Origin of the sequence: Thalassotalea sp. SU-HH00458, from assembly GCF_040362795.1 — a bacterium.
Lineage (GTDB): Bacteria > Pseudomonadota > Gammaproteobacteria > Enterobacterales > Alteromonadaceae > Thalassotalea_H > Thalassotalea_H castellviae.
Map to the genome: position 1 here is coordinate 152,090 of NZ_BAABWW010000005.1, position 15,393 is coordinate 167,482.

Annotated in this window: 12 protein-coding genes and 1 riboswitch; of the genes, 9 read left to right on the forward strand and 3 right to left on the reverse strand. The window is 37.2% G+C overall.

What is annotated here, in order from left to right:
• Positions 1 to 224 precede the first annotated feature (224 nt).
• Complete coding sequence (locus tag ABXH06_RS09490) at positions 225 to 2,393, forward strand: WD40 repeat domain-containing protein (protein WP_353518085.1); 2,169 nt, start codon at positions 225 to 227, stop codon at positions 2,391 to 2,393.
• Between the two features lie 216 nt (positions 2,394 to 2,609).
• Here ABXH06_RS09490 and ABXH06_RS09495 read toward each other — a convergent pair whose 3' ends face one another.
• Positions 2,610 to 2,903 (reverse strand): hypothetical protein, encoded by a 294-nt coding sequence (locus ABXH06_RS09495; RefSeq protein ID WP_311581566.1) that lies wholly within the window; start codon positions 2,901 to 2,903, stop codon positions 2,610 to 2,612.
• Between the two features lie 422 nt (positions 2,904 to 3,325).
• Here ABXH06_RS09495 and ABXH06_RS09500 point away from each other — a divergent pair, with 422 nt between their 5' ends.
• The 6 genes from ABXH06_RS09500 (at position 3,326) to ABXH06_RS09525 (ending at position 9,114) form a co-directional block, all read left to right on the forward strand.
• Complete coding sequence (locus ABXH06_RS09500) at positions 3,326 to 4,138, forward strand: hypothetical protein (protein WP_353518086.1); 813 nt, start codon at positions 3,326 to 3,328, stop codon at positions 4,136 to 4,138.
• A 166-nt stretch (positions 4,139 to 4,304) separates the two neighbouring features.
• Complete coding sequence (locus ABXH06_RS09505) at positions 4,305 to 4,859, forward strand: hypothetical protein (protein WP_353518087.1); 555 nt, start codon at positions 4,305 to 4,307, stop codon at positions 4,857 to 4,859.
• Positions 4,860 to 4,914: 55 nt separating this feature from the next.
• A riboswitch (TPP riboswitch) is annotated at positions 4,915 to 5,021 on the forward strand.
• 62 nt (positions 5,022 to 5,083) lie between these two features.
• Positions 5,084 to 7,243: a TonB-dependent receptor gene (locus tag ABXH06_RS09510; protein ID WP_353518088.1), complete on the forward strand. Its 2,160-nt coding sequence runs from the start codon at positions 5,084 to 5,086 to the stop codon at positions 7,241 to 7,243.
• A 57-nt stretch (positions 7,244 to 7,300) separates the two neighbouring features.
• Positions 7,301 to 7,567 carry a hypothetical protein gene (locus ABXH06_RS09515; RefSeq protein WP_311581558.1) on the forward strand — a complete coding sequence of 89 codons (267 nt, stop codon included), beginning with the start codon at positions 7,301 to 7,303 and terminating at the stop codon, positions 7,565 to 7,567.
• A gap of 10 nt (positions 7,568 to 7,577) precedes the next feature.
• Positions 7,578 to 8,213, forward strand: coding sequence for a nicotinamide riboside transporter PnuC (pnuC, locus tag ABXH06_RS09520; protein WP_353518089.1), 636 nt, complete (start codon positions 7,578 to 7,580; stop codon positions 8,211 to 8,213).
• Between the two features lie 85 nt (positions 8,214 to 8,298).
• Entirely contained in the window at positions 8,299 to 9,114 is an 816-nt protein-coding gene (locus ABXH06_RS09525; protein WP_353518090.1) for a phosphotransferase, read from the forward strand.
• A gap of 98 nt (positions 9,115 to 9,212) precedes the next feature.
• On the opposite strand, the gene ABXH06_RS09530 is transcribed toward ABXH06_RS09525, so the two are convergent.
• Positions 9,213 to 12,287: an efflux RND transporter permease subunit gene (locus ABXH06_RS09530; RefSeq protein WP_353518091.1), complete on the reverse strand. Its 3,075-nt coding sequence runs from the start codon at positions 12,285 to 12,287 to the stop codon at positions 9,213 to 9,215.
• Positions 12,287 to 13,381 carry an efflux RND transporter periplasmic adaptor subunit gene (locus ABXH06_RS09535; RefSeq protein WP_311581550.1) on the reverse strand — a complete coding sequence of 365 codons (1,095 nt, stop codon included), beginning with the start codon at positions 13,379 to 13,381 and terminating at the stop codon, positions 12,287 to 12,289. Before ABXH06_RS09535 ends, ABXH06_RS09530 begins: the two co-directional genes overlap by 1 nt.
• Positions 13,382 to 13,727: 346 nt before the next feature.
• Between ABXH06_RS09535 and ABXH06_RS09540 the strand changes: the two genes are divergently transcribed.
• Together ABXH06_RS09540 and ABXH06_RS09545 are read left to right on the forward strand one after the other, a co-directional pair.
• A complete protein-coding gene (locus ABXH06_RS09540) occupies positions 13,728 to 14,294 on the forward strand; it encodes a glutathione peroxidase (RefSeq protein ID WP_503012492.1) in 567 nt (188 codons plus the stop codon).
• Positions 14,291 to 15,382: an MltA domain-containing protein gene (locus ABXH06_RS09545; RefSeq protein WP_311581548.1), complete on the forward strand. Its 1,092-nt coding sequence runs from the start codon at positions 14,291 to 14,293 to the stop codon at positions 15,380 to 15,382. Before ABXH06_RS09540 ends, ABXH06_RS09545 begins: the two co-directional genes overlap by 4 nt.
• Positions 15,383 to 15,393: the final 11 nt, after the last annotated feature.

The window sequence follows — 15,393 nt, forward strand, 5'->3', positions numbered from 1 at the left end:
TTATACATGTATTATTTATTGAACGGAAGAAAGCTTAACAAGCTATCAAAGTCAGCGGTCACTAAATTGGTTACTAATTAGTGAAAAATGGTTTTCATTAGATCTAATTAATTATTTTAGTTAGATATTTTATAGAATTCTATACGCTTACATAGAATCTGGAATATAAATGCATTAATCTAACATTAATTTAATAATAGCCCGTATTTTTAGAAGGAATTTTAATGAAAAAATATAATATCGTCATTGTATGTTCTTTAGTATTTGCATGTATGTCTACGCTTGTTGATGCATCTACAAGACCTAGCAATCAGGATGTGTTAAATCAAACCGACGAATCAGGAAAACTTGCCATAACAGGTAAGAGCTGTAAAAGTCATGCTTCATCTTGTAATGGCGTAACGGTTAAAAACCTTGAAACGGGCGATATTATTTTCCAAGAAAATAAGGTGTCTTATAAGCTTGATTATAATCAAAATCCTTACAGTCCTATTGGAGGTCGGTATTATAACTTTACCATGGCACCAAATGGTGAACGCTTCGGTTTTTGGTTTGAACGCTGGAACAGTAGCGAAGACTATTTTTATATCTATCAGACCAACCCGGTAAAACTCATTCAAAAAATAAAAGGTGGTGACTGGGATGGCAGAGCAGAGTTTTCCGCTTCAGGTAAACGATTGGTGTTTGAAAAACACGATCGTTTAGCCGTATTTGACGTTGATTCAGGCAAACGTCTACCGTTAGAAAATGCTAAATTCGACAATAGTCGGGAAGTGAAATCAATCGCTATTACGCCAGATGATACTAAATTAATTTCGATTGTTGAATACGGTATTGTCACTTGGGATTTAGCAACCGGTAAGCAACTTTATAATCATAATACTCGTAAGCGATCTGGTTTCGTGGTTTCCGGCACTGAATTTGGTAGAGGGCAATTGCGCTTTTCAAAAGATAACAATACGGCATTATCGGTAGGTGGAAGCATTTATATACTTGATGTTAATACCGGCCGTTTAATTAAAGAGCTTGAAACAAAAAAATTATCACCAAATGATACGCATTATGCAAAAGTAGATTTTATTGACCAAGGTAACTTACCCTTAGTTACCGTATTTGCCCCGACAGAGTTTCGTAAAAAAGATAAATACGAAATATTTATCGCCGATTGGCAACAAGAAAAAATATTAATGAAGATAGGAGAAACAGGCGATAATTATCATCAATTACGTAAACATGCCCTCGAGCTCACCTCTAGCGCTTATACAGAGCAATTGCTTGAAGAAACTGAAAAAGCGAAGCAATTATCAGGAATGGTGCAATTAACCAAACTAGCCGCGTTATATCAGCAAAATGATGTACCGCTAAGTCGCTATTTTCCAGAGAGAAGGCAATGGATTGAGCAATTAAAAACAGACTGGTACACACTTGCCAAGCAGCACATTAACCAAGCTAAAAACAATGGCGATGTACAACTATTGCAAACACTTATTAACAGTGATTTGCTTGGTAATAAAGAAAATCGAGTACTCGCCTATCAATCGTTGCATAGCGTTTTAAAAAATAACGATGATTATAAAAGATTAATTGCACTTGCCGAATCTGACTATATTCCTGCTCAAATAAAAAGAGACAGTTTACTTGATGCCATAGCACGTTACCCAGATACAACAAAGTTAACTGACTATTTAGCCTTGGCTGATAAATTTAATGACGATGCAAGTGTGACAAACGCGGTATTTAACAAAGTTTATCAACGCGTAAAAGAAGCTGATAACATCGCGTCGTATCAGTGGTATATTAAGCATGTCCCACAAAGTGAACACACCCAAGAGGCGTTACTTACCTTATATAAGCGCGCATTTGAGCTCGCAGACGACAGAGGCACTATCGCCAGTTATAACGACTTTATCATTGCTTATCCATTTGCCCCACAAGTGAATCAAGCAACTGATAATGCAAGAGAATTAGAAGAAGATGAATACTCAAGTTACTTTAGTAGCGACGAAGAACTTTCGCGTCGTTTGTTAGTACGTTCAAAACAAATATCGCGAATTGCTAATCAATATCGTTATGACAATACGGGGTATTTATTAGTCATTGATCGGATGAATACTCTGTTGCAAGACATGTACCCAGGCCAAGATGCAACGTTACGTCATTTAGAGTCTGAAGAATTTAAAGATTTTCATCGAGATTTTAGTCGAGCAATGCGCTCATTATCGACTAAGTTAGATAATATCAACGATAACGTTAAAGACTTAAAACGACATGTGGCTAAACAATCAGACATGATCGAACAACATTTTGAAAAGGCAGCCCAAGACCGAGAAACTGCTGATGAGTTAACTCGACAACACCGTATGTGGGAGCGTTATCTGCAGGGGAATACATAGTTTAGGTCAATTGATTTTTTGAAACATAATCAATAAAAGGATTTCATTAACACTCGAAGAGGCGCTCGATGGCAAAAAAAATAGAGAGCCTCTGCCTTAATTTTGGGGGGGAATTTTATAACATAGCTATTTGATAACAAGTTATATATTTTGAAGCTACTCGATAACAATCATTTGTTCTGGTCAAGTATCGCTGATTAGTCAAAATGGGTGTGTTTATGTTCTACATTTGTCTCTTTTGGTGCCGCTTTTATGTGTTAATAACCTATGTAGTGCCACAGGCATTAAAAACCACGCCACTTCAGCGAGTAATAATGGAACCATTACTTTTGCTGCCATACTGCCTGTTTGAATATTTGACCACACCATTTTGTAAAGCACCCAATTACTATACAGGGTAGGATTAAAGTCAAAAGCAAAGCGATACACTTCCATAAAGACTGTTGGTTTAAAAACTTGTAAGCACACAAACAATGCTGAACATAAAAATAAGTTAGCCATTTTTTGCATTAACTTGCTCCTTAAATATAGTGCTTAATTTGCTGGCTGATACTGGTTGATAGGTAATATGGCCATATCTCTTGGATCTTTTTAAATGAGAGCGTTGACTTCATTGCATTCGTGTTTCGATACTTAATCGAGTGAAAGCGTGGCATTTGCATAAGTAAAACTGGCAGCAAATAAAAGTACATTTAAATAGCACACACTAACAATAAACTTACCAAGCCGTTTTACTCCTGTAGGAATTGAAGGTATAAGTAAAGTTTTTGCTTTTTCGTATATTTAAATTAAAAGCTCAAAAACATTTAGTCGCTATATATTGTATAGAATGTAGCCAAGCTAATATAGCCAAGTTCATTATTACGGTAAACCCGTATACACTGCTAAATTCTCAGCTTTGCTGATTGAGCAACATTCGGATAAAACATTTCATGAAAAAAATTATCGTTTTGGTCACACTCTTTGTCTTGCTAGTGGCGGGGTACCTTTCACTTACTGATGAGGAAAATACCTCGTTAATCACCGATCGTTCGTCACTTGAAATTGAGTCTGAAGAGCAACAGATTGACGTTAATCAATTCTCAAAGCAACCCGATTATCGAATAACAATAAAATCGTCAGATGGCGAAATCACTGACAGGGATATTTCAAGAAATATCGATATCGAAAGCGAAATCGATAGCACTGTATCTGAAGAATCTAGAGGAAGTCATACTACTTCTTCTTTAGATATGTTTTTGACTGGCGAAGCTGACTTTCTTTTTGTTGATGACACTGATGAATTACATCAATATTTATTGAACAAATGGGATGGCAAAGCTGAATTTATTGAAGATGGAATTTACGATATAGAAGTCTCGGTATTAGGGGCTAAAAAGGAGATTATTTTATTTGAAATTAACCATAAACAACGAGCCGTTATGTCTGCAGAAGAGTTTAGAGATCAATATTTGCTACCTGAATTGGCTAAGTTTGACTCTGATTCATCCTATGGAGAGTATTCAAGTAGTAAAGAGTTGTTAGTTATGCAAATAGCCGATTCAATCTCAACTTCCACAGAAGATATTTTTATACATTCGTTGACTTGTTATGATTTATATTGTGTTTTTTTTGTTGAAACAGCGAATGGTGAGCTATTCAAGTTATTTGAACAAAAAATTAGAGCAATAGACAACGCGTTTTTGAGCCTTTTTACTTCTAGAGATAATAACAATTATGGGATTTTTAAATTATCGTTTAAGTAATTTTGCTCGATACCTAATATTTTATTTCGAGCGTTGTTCAAAACTTACCAAGCTGTATTTCCGTGAATATGAGCGCTCTTAAACCAATGTTTTACAGTGAAATCCCTAAGTGGTAACTTAATACTAGCTATAGAAGAACACTCTTCATATTAAGAGATAAATAGAAATGGAATTAATTCAAGATGCTTTTTTCGCTGTAATTTTCACTGGCTTACCTGTTTATGCTTTTAGCTTTTTGATGGTATTTTTTTCGTACCAAAAAGGTTATTTGTCGACAAACGTTGCCTTTAAAAATGCCTTTGATAAAAACGATGAGAACCCTTCTCAACTGTCGAAAAAAAATAAGAAAAACCTGCCGTTTTTTCATTCAAAGTGGGTTACCTTTGGCGGCGGATTTTATGGCTTAATTGCCATGCTGACTTTTTTAATTATCGAGATTCTGCAAATTGTTAACTTTTGGTTAGGGGTTTCACGCTGGAAAGACGTGACTGATTTATTCAGTATAGGTGCGCTGATCGCTATGTTCGTTGACTCTTTAAAAAATATGATCACGGCGGCTATATGGTTTACTTACTGGCCAAATAAATTACCGGCTTCTCATTTTATACTCTGGATCCTTATTTGTTATGGTTGTTATCGAGCTGGTGCCTATTCAGCGAAGTATTTTTATATTAATAAACGTTTTCTGCCTATAAAAAACACGAACACTCAGAAAATGTAAGTATAATTTATTCCTAAAAATAGATGTACATTACATTATTAGTTGTTATTATCCTGCTCAAACCAAGGGGTGCATAAAACATTAGTGTTTTTATGCTGAGATGATTGACCCTTACTACCTGATACGGATAATGCCGACGTAGGGATGGTTAACTTATTATTGATCGATCGATCTCTGATAATTTGCTCTCTATTGTATTATTCGATTAATAATATGAGAGCCACATGAATCTAGTTAAATCTTCACTCGCTATTCTTACATCTTTTAGTTTTTTATCTGCAAATGCGTATGCTTCTGAGCAAGAGGAAGCCATTGAAAGCATTACGGTTACTTCAAATTTTAAACAACAATCCCTTGCCCAAGCACCTACCAGTATTGCTGTTGTTACCTCCGAACAAATATTGGCACAAGGCGACCAGCATTTTGAAAATGTATTAGCAAGCGTGGCTAATGTTAATTTTTCGGGTGAATCTTCTCGTCCTAAATTTTTGCAAATACGTGGCGTAGGCGAACGTTCTCAATACAGTGGGGCGCCTAATTCTTCGGTAGGTTTTATTGTTGATGATATCGACTTATCTGGCTTAGGCATGGCAGCGAGTATGTATGATGTTAACCAAGTAGAAGTGTTGCGCGGCCCACAAGGTACTCGTTTTGGTGCGAATGCATTGGCGGGCATGGTGTATATTCAGTCTAATGCTCCTTCAGATGTGTCAGAACATGGTATTAAAACTTCGTTTGGTAACGATGATTTAATAAACGTCGCTGGTTTTAGCACAGGCGCATTAAGTGAGCGTTTAAATTATCGCGTGAGCATAGAGCAACACCAACAAAATGGTTTTAGAGACAACTTATTTTTAGCTAAAGACGACACCAATGGTATTGATGAGCTAAGCGGTAAGTTGAAACTTGCTTACCAAGCAAGTGACGAATTAACGGTTGATTTTACCTTATTATTTGCTGATATGGACAATGGGTACGATGTATGGACATTAGACAATAATGGTTTTGATACTCTCACTGACCATCCTGGTATCGATAAACAAAAATCGTCTGGTAGCTCGTTAAAATTTAATTATTCGGGCTTTACTTCGGCTGAATTAACGGCAATTTCAAGCTTTACTACCACAGATCACCATAATGCCTTTGATGGTGATTGGGCGAATGCTAACTATTGGGCAGATAAAAGCTGTACAGATTATTATGATGAAAATGGCAATGGTGATGACAGCGATCAAATCCCGTGTGTGTATGAATATTTATGGGATAAAGAGGCAGATAGAGACGTTTGGTCACAAGAAATTCGTTTGAATAATAAATCAAGCCATAAAATATTTAACCAGACAACGGATTGGTTAGCAGGAATTTATGTGAGCAAGTTAGACGAAGAGAATGATCTTGAGTCTTATTACAATGGTTGGGAAGATGAAATATTAGTGTCTCAATATCAAGCTAAAAATATGGCAATATTTGCTCAGCTAGACAGCACTTTGTCAGAAGACTATCAGTTATCGGTAGGCTTACGGGTAGAAAATAGAGACAGCGATTATATTGATAGCGAACAAGACAGTTTTTCTCCAAGTGAAACCATGTGGGGTGGTCATATTGCTCTAAGTAAAGCACTAAATAACGACCATAACGCCTATGTTCGCATTGCTAAGGGTTATAAAGCGGGTGGTTTTAATATGGGATTACCGGCTGAGTTAAGCCAATTTAAAGAGTTTGATACCGAAACCTTGCTCAACTACGAATTTGGTCTAGATTCGTCGTATTTGAATAATAAGATTCATTCTCGCGTCGCTTTTTTCTACATGGACAGAAAAGACCAGCAAGTCAACGCATCGCAACAAGATCCAAATAACCCGCAACGTTTTACTATTTATACTGCTAACGCAACGAGTTCAACTAGTTACGGAGCAGAGCTTGATTTAACTTGGCAAGTGACCGCTAATTTGAATGTATATGCTACATTGGGGTATTTAGATGCTCGTTATGATAACTATGCGTATTTTGATAAATACGGGTCAACTATTGATATTTCTGATAGAACTTTAGCTCATGCTCCTAAAAACACGTATAGCTTAGGTGGAAGTTATACTAGTGATTCTGGTGTATTTGTTAACGTTTCAACTTCGGGCAAAAGCAGCTTTTACTTTTCAGATAGTCATTCTGAAAAATCGTCAAGTAATCAATTGATTAATGCTCGTATTGGTTATGAAACTCAATCGTGGTCAGTGTATTTATGGGCACGTAACCTAACGGATGAAAAAGTGGCGACCCGAGGGTTTTACTTCGGCAATGAACCAGATATTGACTGGGCTGCGAAAAAATTTGAGCGTTATGCGGCACCTAGACAAGTTGGTGTTACATTAGACTATCAATTTTAGTTTCAATAATATGCGTAGATAATCGCAATAATGAATTAGTTTATTAAAGGTGAAGAAATGGAAATATCGATTGAGATCAGTTTATACCCATTAGCAGAAGAAAAGTTTAAAACGGAGATTTGGGCGTTCATCAAGCGATTAAGAAATGTTGACGGTTTAGAAGTGGTCACCAATGGCATGAGTACTCAAGTCTTTGGTGACTATGATCTTGCTGTTGAAAAAGTGATGTCAGAAATTAAACATGTGCATCAAACATTAAATGCCGCAGTTTTTATTTGTAAGTTTATTGGTGGCAACCGTAGTGTTGTAGAAGCTGAAAGCTAAGTTGAATAATATGACTGAAACAATTGCCTATTTTACTCAATTGCCTTTTTGGGAATTAATTGCCGTTGCTTCAGCATTGATTTATGTTGTGCTTGCTGCCAAAGAAAATATTTGGTGCTGGCCGGCGGCTTTAATCAGTACGGTTATCTATACCGTTATTTTTTATGACGTGTATTTATGGATGGAAAGCCTGCTACAAGTATATTATTTTGCAATGGCAATTTATGGTTGGTATTGTTGGTATTATATTAATAAACGTCCGCAGAAAACTTTATATATTCAATCTTGGTCTTTGAGCTTTCATGTCAAAGCTATTTTACTGTTAAGTATTATTTCTATGGTTGTGGGCTGGTTAATGGCAACCAATACACCCACCCACTATCCATACCTTGACTCAGCAACAACCGTGTTTTCTGTTTTTACCACTTATTTAGTGGCGCAAAAAGTATTAGAAAACTGGCTATATTGGATTGTAATTAATGCAGTTTCTGTTTACCTTTACCTTGCAAAAGGTTTAGAGCCAACCGCAGCACTTTTAGTGTTATATTTTTTTATGGCTTTATATGGTTACTTTCAATGGTTAACTAAATTTAAACAACGAAAACAAAATGAGGTTTTAACTGAAACATCAACGGCACAACCATAAGGATAAGTTCGGTTCTATAGAAAGTGATATTCAACGTATTAAAGCACTTACTTGTTTTGATGGTTATATTTGTGCTATTGAGAGGGTGTTATTAGGCCTCAGTCATCATTGTTATATCGTTACTGCCGTTAATCTTGATAGTCAAAAATCAGCTAAGTATTTTGTTAAGTCTTTATCTTCACATCCGTCTACTGAACAAAACGAACGATTAGTTGCTCAGTCTGCTGCTGCTTTAAATCTCTCGCCTTCTGTTATTTATCAATCGAAAGATTGGTTAGTCACGCAATATATTGAAGGCTATTCACTCTTTGAAAATCAATATACGATCTCAGAGAAAATCGCGGTTTCTATGAGGTTATTGCAAAATTTTCATCAAGTAACGCCAATGGATAAAATTTCGTCCCTGTCGATAAAGTCATTAATTGAAGCGCAAATAAAAATGAATGCGTTTACTCAAGCGCAGCAGTCATTTTTAATGACGTTGAATCAAAAAATTAATACTTTTGCGCAAGTGTCTGAGCCAGTGGTTTGCCATGGCGATTTAAACTTCACGAATATACTGATTGATAAGCGAGCCAATGCTTGGTTAGTTGATTATGAGTGTACATCAATTGGCTGTGCAGAATATGATGTTGCGATGTTTATCGCGATTAATAATTTATCTAACTGTGACTTTGCTTATATTTTTGATTGTTATCAAGGCATGAGCAAAAAGTCATTAAAGGCTGATTTGGTACACGCTTATTTAGCATGTTGTTATTTAATAAATGGCTTATGGTACCAAGAGCGCTCTTATCATACGAGAGAAAATGACCAGTATATCGACCTTGCTCATCAACAATACAGCCAATTTGATCGACTTAATTTAACCGACAAAAAACTCGTTGAACAATTACTGTAAGCTCGCATAAATAAGTTTGCATAAACGCGTAAAAAAACGCCCACTTTGCTGTGGGCGTGTTTATTTTACTTATCTAAAAATTTGATTAAAGACTGAAACTAAGCCGTTTCTGCGGAAAGTTCAGCATCAAATTGATGTGCTGTTGCTTTGCCCATTTGTAATAAACTGGGTAAGAAAATTAATGTAAATATCGTACTTACGCTCATTCCCCCAACAATAACAGCGGCAATTCCTCGGTATAGTTCAGCGCCGGCGCCCGGGATCAATAATAACGGGAGCATGCCACAAATACTGGTTAATGTGCTCATGAGTATTGGCCTTAGTCGTAAGCGTACCGCTTGCTCTACTGCATCATGCCTAGATAAACCATCGTTTTCACCCAAACGCGTTTGATAAACAAGTAAAATAGCATTGTTGACCACAAGCCCGAGTAAGATAATAAAACCTATCATGGTGAGTAAGTCGAGCGGTTGGAAAATAATCAGGTTAGTTATTTGTAGCATCGCAATACCACCTACGGTTGCTAACGGTATGGTTAATACCACCAACAAACTGTCCTTGAAGGAACGGAATAACGCTGACATTAATAAATATAAAATAGCTAAAGCAAGTAAGAAGCTTTGGCTCATATTTTGTAATGCTTCGGTTAAAGCTTCTGCTGAGCCGCGATAATTTATCGCACCGGTTTCAGGTAATTGCTCTAAAATCGCAGGTTCTGCTTTTTCTTTGATGGCGTTAATGGCATCTTCTAAACTAATATTTTCTGGAGGCGTTACTTGTAAAGTAATGGTTCTTTTTCTATCAACACGTCTGATAGAGCTCGGTCCTGCCGTTCTAACAACATCAACTAACTCACCAACGGGTTGTACGCCAGCCTCAGGTGTTGCTAAAGGAATTGCGGCTAATTCTTCAGGCGACTCCCAATCGGTTGAGCGTAAAATTACATTCAAACGTTTTTGACCATTGAAAAAATCACCCACATAAAGCCCAGTACCTAAGGCTCTTGATATTGAAGACACTTGTTGTCTTGTCCAACCTGATTCAGCAATACTGCGCTCATCTGGGATCATGCGTAATTCAGGCTCCGCAAGAGAAAGGCCAGGTGTCGGTTGAATTTGTGCCCCAGGTAATGCTTGACTGACTGCGCCAAAACCAACTTGTGCAGCAGAAAGTAATTGGTCAACTTCATTGCCTTGAATATCAATATCGATACGGCGACCACCACCTAAGTTACCAAATAACTCTTCTTGAGAAGCAAAGGCGATAGTATCAGGGAAGCCTGCTAATACTTCACCATTAATAATATTGACAATGTCTTTGATGTGATCTGAGTTTTCGGCTCGTCCTCCCATAAAACCAAAATTACCGAAAAAACCTAACCATGAATGTTCAATTTTCGGTGATTTTTCGCCGGTTAAATAAGGCATTAAACGTTGATTAATTTCATCGCTCATTTCCACTCTAGCTGCCAAATAACTTTGTCCCGGAGGCGGTAATAAAAATGCGTTAAATGAATTTTGATTACCTTTAGGAAGATAATCGATTTTCGGAAACATTAAATAGCTGCCGATAAACGAAAAGAGCATCAAGCCAAATACCCAAGCAACACGTTTTTTAGGGGTTGACGTAATATGCATAATGCCGCTGGTGATATTCGTCCACCAATGATTATGAGGGTCTTCTGATGACACTTCTTTTAATAATCGGCGAGCCGCAGTAGGTAACACAGTTACCGCAATTAATAATGAAGCGACAATAGCAACAGCAATGGTAATGGCTAAATCAGCAAAAAGCTGCCCTGATACTTCTTCTAAAAAGGCAATGGGTAAGAAAATGGCAACCGTAGTGGCTGTAGAGGATAACAAAGCTCCCCAAACTTGGGTTGTGCCTTTTAATGATGCTTCATTGGGTTTCGCTCCGTTTTCACGCAACCGGACGATATTTTCTAAGACAACAATAGCAGCATCGAGCACCATGCCAACGGCAAAAGCTAATCCGGCCATTGAAATAATATTCAATGTTCTCCCTGTGCTGTGCATGATCACTAAGGTGACAACTAGTGAGATTGGAATGGATAAAGCAACAATTAAGGTTGCTTTAAACTTACGTAAGAACCACCACAGTACAATAATGGCTAATACGATGCCGAGAATTAAATTATTTTTAACTAGGCTCATTGAACGACCAATGTAAATCGTTTCATCATACATTTGGATGAGTTCTAATTTGGAGCGTTTCAGCGGACCTTCGTTGAGTTCTTTAATAGCCGATTTTAGACCGTCCATGACTTGAATAACATTCACGCCTTGTTCTGCTTGTACGTTCATTGCGATGGCTGGTGAGCCATCAAGTGTCAGTACTCCTGTTCGGTCTGATAATGCCAGTTCGACCTTTGCGACATCTTTTAATAAAATCGGCTGGCCATTTCGCCAATCAAGCACCATATTTTGAAGCTGTTCAACACCATATTTACCTGAAAAGCGTAAGGTATATTTGCGACGGCCAATTTCGTTAAAACCACCAGAAGCATCAGTATTATTTGTTAATGTACTCGCAATTGCCGGAATATTAAGCCCAAGTGTTGCGGCTTTATAGGGATCAAAGGTAATACGTAATTCTGTTGCTAAACCGCCAAAAGCATTGGATTGAGAAACACCTTCAACACGCTCGATGCGTGTTTGCACCACTTCTTCGGTGAAATCTTGATAACTGGCAATATCATTGGTATTACCTTCGGTTGGTTTTAATGCTAACCAAGCAATAGCGTCAAAATTACTAGCGCCACCAACAGCAATCACTGGCTCGGTAGCATCCGCTGGATAGTTAGGGACTTGATTTAATGCATTCATTACATCAATTAATGCCCGTTGTAAGTTCACACCGGTTTTGTACCTTAAGGTAATACTACCACTGCCTTGACTTGAATTTGATTCAAGTAATTCAAGACTTTGTAAGCCCTTTAAAACATCTTCTTGGCGTTCAATGATTTCGGCTTCGATTTCTTCAGGTGCCGCAGCGCGCCAGCTGGTAGAGATCACTATTTGTGGTTTACTGATATCCGGCGTTAATTGGATAGGCAATTTATAAAGACTAATACCGCCAAATAGCATGATCAATAATACCGCGACGATTACCGCGGTAGGATTTTTAAGTGAGGCTGAGGTGAGGGTCATTATTTAGTTCCCATAGCCGAATTTCCGGAAATCAGCTTATCATTATTGGTTTTTATATTGACTGTTTGTCCTGCTCTTAACCGTTCTGCACCACGAATGACAACATTATCACCAGCTTGAATATCACCAATAACTTCAACGAGCTCACCTTCACTAATACCAACGGTAACATTGACTTGTTTGGCTTTGTTTTCAGCATCTATGATAAAAATGCTCATCGCATCGCGTCTTAATACTAAGGCGTCTCGATGTGTTGCGAGTACTTGTTTGCTATCTCCTGTTGCCACTGCAGCTTTTATGTCTAAGCCAATTGGCCAGTCAAAAGATGACATATCTAGGCGTACTTCCATTAAATGTGAACGTGAGTCAGCAACCGGAATAATGGCTTTTATATCGGCACTTCCTTCGCCTAACGGAGATTTAATTGCAAGCTGTTTACTCTCTTTTAAATAGCGATAAGCCGTTAATGGCGCAAATACTGAAGCTTCAACATTGGCGGTTTCTACTAGGCGAATAATTGCATTGCCGTTATTGACATATTCGCCTTGGTTACTTAAACGTTCAGCAACAATGCCATCAAAAGGTGCTTTGAGTTTCGTGTAAGTAATATCTTGAGCGATTTGTTCAAGTTTAGCTTTAGCTGCTGCTGCATTGGCCTTTGCCATATTAAGATTTGCGATGGTTTCTTCTAGCTCTTTTTCAGAGATCAGTTTTTTTTCAACTAAGGTTTTCTTTCTTTTTACCTCAGCACTTTCAAACGTTAGTTTTGCTTGGGCATTGGCGACCAGTGCATCCGCTTCATGGTATTTTAATGTCAGCGCTCGGTCATCAAGTTCGGCAATGATTTGATCTTTTTTTACCTTGCTACCTAGGTTTGCCAAGCTAATTAATCGACCAGATACATCGGCGGCAATTTGTGAGTTATTGCGACTAACAACACTGCCTGACACCCAAGCAACGGGAGACAAAGTCGTACTTTGTATCTTGGTTACATTAACATTGGCCGGTGGCCCTTGCTGCGCATGAGAAGAAAAAGCGATGAAACTAATTAGAGAAAGGGTTCTAATGAGTGCGCTGAAATGAAGTGGTTTCATATTATCCAAAATACCTTTTAAAATTTAACATAGCTAAGTGTATGCTAACTTTGTGGAAATTCCTGTATAACTCAAAGAAAATCAGACAATAATTTGTCAGATTTTATTTCAATTAACTTTGATTAATTCAATAAAGTTATACACTTGACATGATAATTCAAGTGTTAATCGATATTAAGGGAGATATATCCGATGAGCTCCAGATAATTACCTTTGGCAGTGATTATAACAGGTAGATTATGCTCAAGAAACTCTCCATTGTTTATGAATGCTCACATAGGTGTTTTTGTGATAATGTATAGCTACATTCGCCATGTATCATGGCTTAAATAGCAAGATTAGGAATATGATGAAATATCTACTGTTACTTATAATGATTGGATTAGGCTTTTCAGTGATCACACCAGTTAAGGCCAGCGAGCTGAATAATAGCTGTCCTGATTATCTTAACGTGACGAAGCAAAAATTACATTCAAGTAAGACAGTCAATTTATGCGAATTAACGCAAGGGAAACCTGTGTTGATTGTAAATACAGCAAGTAATTGTGGTTTTACGCCTCACTTTAAGCAATTAGAAGCAATACATAAAAAATATCAGTCACAAGGATTGGTGGTGATAGGTTTTCCTTCAGATGATTTTTTTCAAGAAGAAGATAATGAAAAAGATACTGCCAAAATTTGTTATGTAAATTATGGTGTTACTTTTACTATGCTGTCGACTAGTGCCGTAAGAGGCAGCGATGTAAATAGTATCTTTGAATTTTTAGCCGAGAAATCAACGTCACCAAAATGGAATTTCTATAAATATTTAGTGGATGGTAAAGGCCAAAAAGTACAGTCTTTCAGCCCAAGAACAGCGCCAGATGATGCTGAGTTTATACAAGCAATTGAAAGCCTACTTGTGAAGTCATGATGAATATTTATCGATTGATTGGCTGGGTATGTATTTCGTTTAGTTTTGCTAGTCAGGCAGAGTTTGTTTTACAAGAAACGCCTGAAATTATTGGCGAAATCTCTGTGAATACTGCAGATTTATGTGATGTTGCTAATAATACAAAACACTATATCGAATCATTCCCTCAAGATAAATTTGCTGTACATGCAGGTGAAGTGATTGAAGGAATAAACGTATCTCGGGTTGTAAAAACGTTAGACTTTTTATGCCAATCGCCAAAGAGCAGCTCTTACTCTCGCGATTATTTATTACAACATTTTGACTTTTATCGTTGGTTACCAGACAAACAACAAGCTCATCAGTTAGCCGAGCAGAGTAATAATGCGGTAAAGAAACGCTTATTAAATAATATTCCTGAGAAGCAAATATTTATTACTAAATATTACACAAAATTGTTAAAGGCTAGCGATAAACCAACGGCTAAATTTAACCAAGCTTTATATGCTTTACCGGCCGATGAACAAGGAATGACCTTAGCTGAAGCTGAAAAAAACAAACAACATTTAACGCGTTATCAATTGACTCGTCAGCAAATCATTAACGGAGCCTTGTTAAATAATAAACTTGCACAACCTCTTATTTGGTTAACCGAAGAAGCTTTGCACGATGTCTTGTTACAAGGTACTGGTGTTGTCGACATTAATGGTAAGAAACGATATTTTAATGTTCATCGCAATAATGGCATTGCTTATGATTATACGCTCGGAAAACGAGAGCAGTCGCGTTATTGGTATTTTGCTGAGGTGCCAAGTATCTTAGGATACGGTAAAACCCTCGCAGAGAAAATAGCGATCAAACCTGATGTAACTTTTGCCGGTAATGTTAAGCAGTTAGGTCTTGGAAAATTATTTTTAATAAATTACCTCGTTGATGGTAAGCCCGTCAACAATATGGGGGTGTTAGCTGATCAAGGTGGTGCATTTGATAATAATTTATTTCAGTTAGATTTTCTTAAAGGCAGTTATTACGGTTGGAAAGACTATTATCAAGCCAATAAACACTTACCTGATTATGCAAATACTTGGCTCATGTTGATAAAACAATAGTTATATCGTCA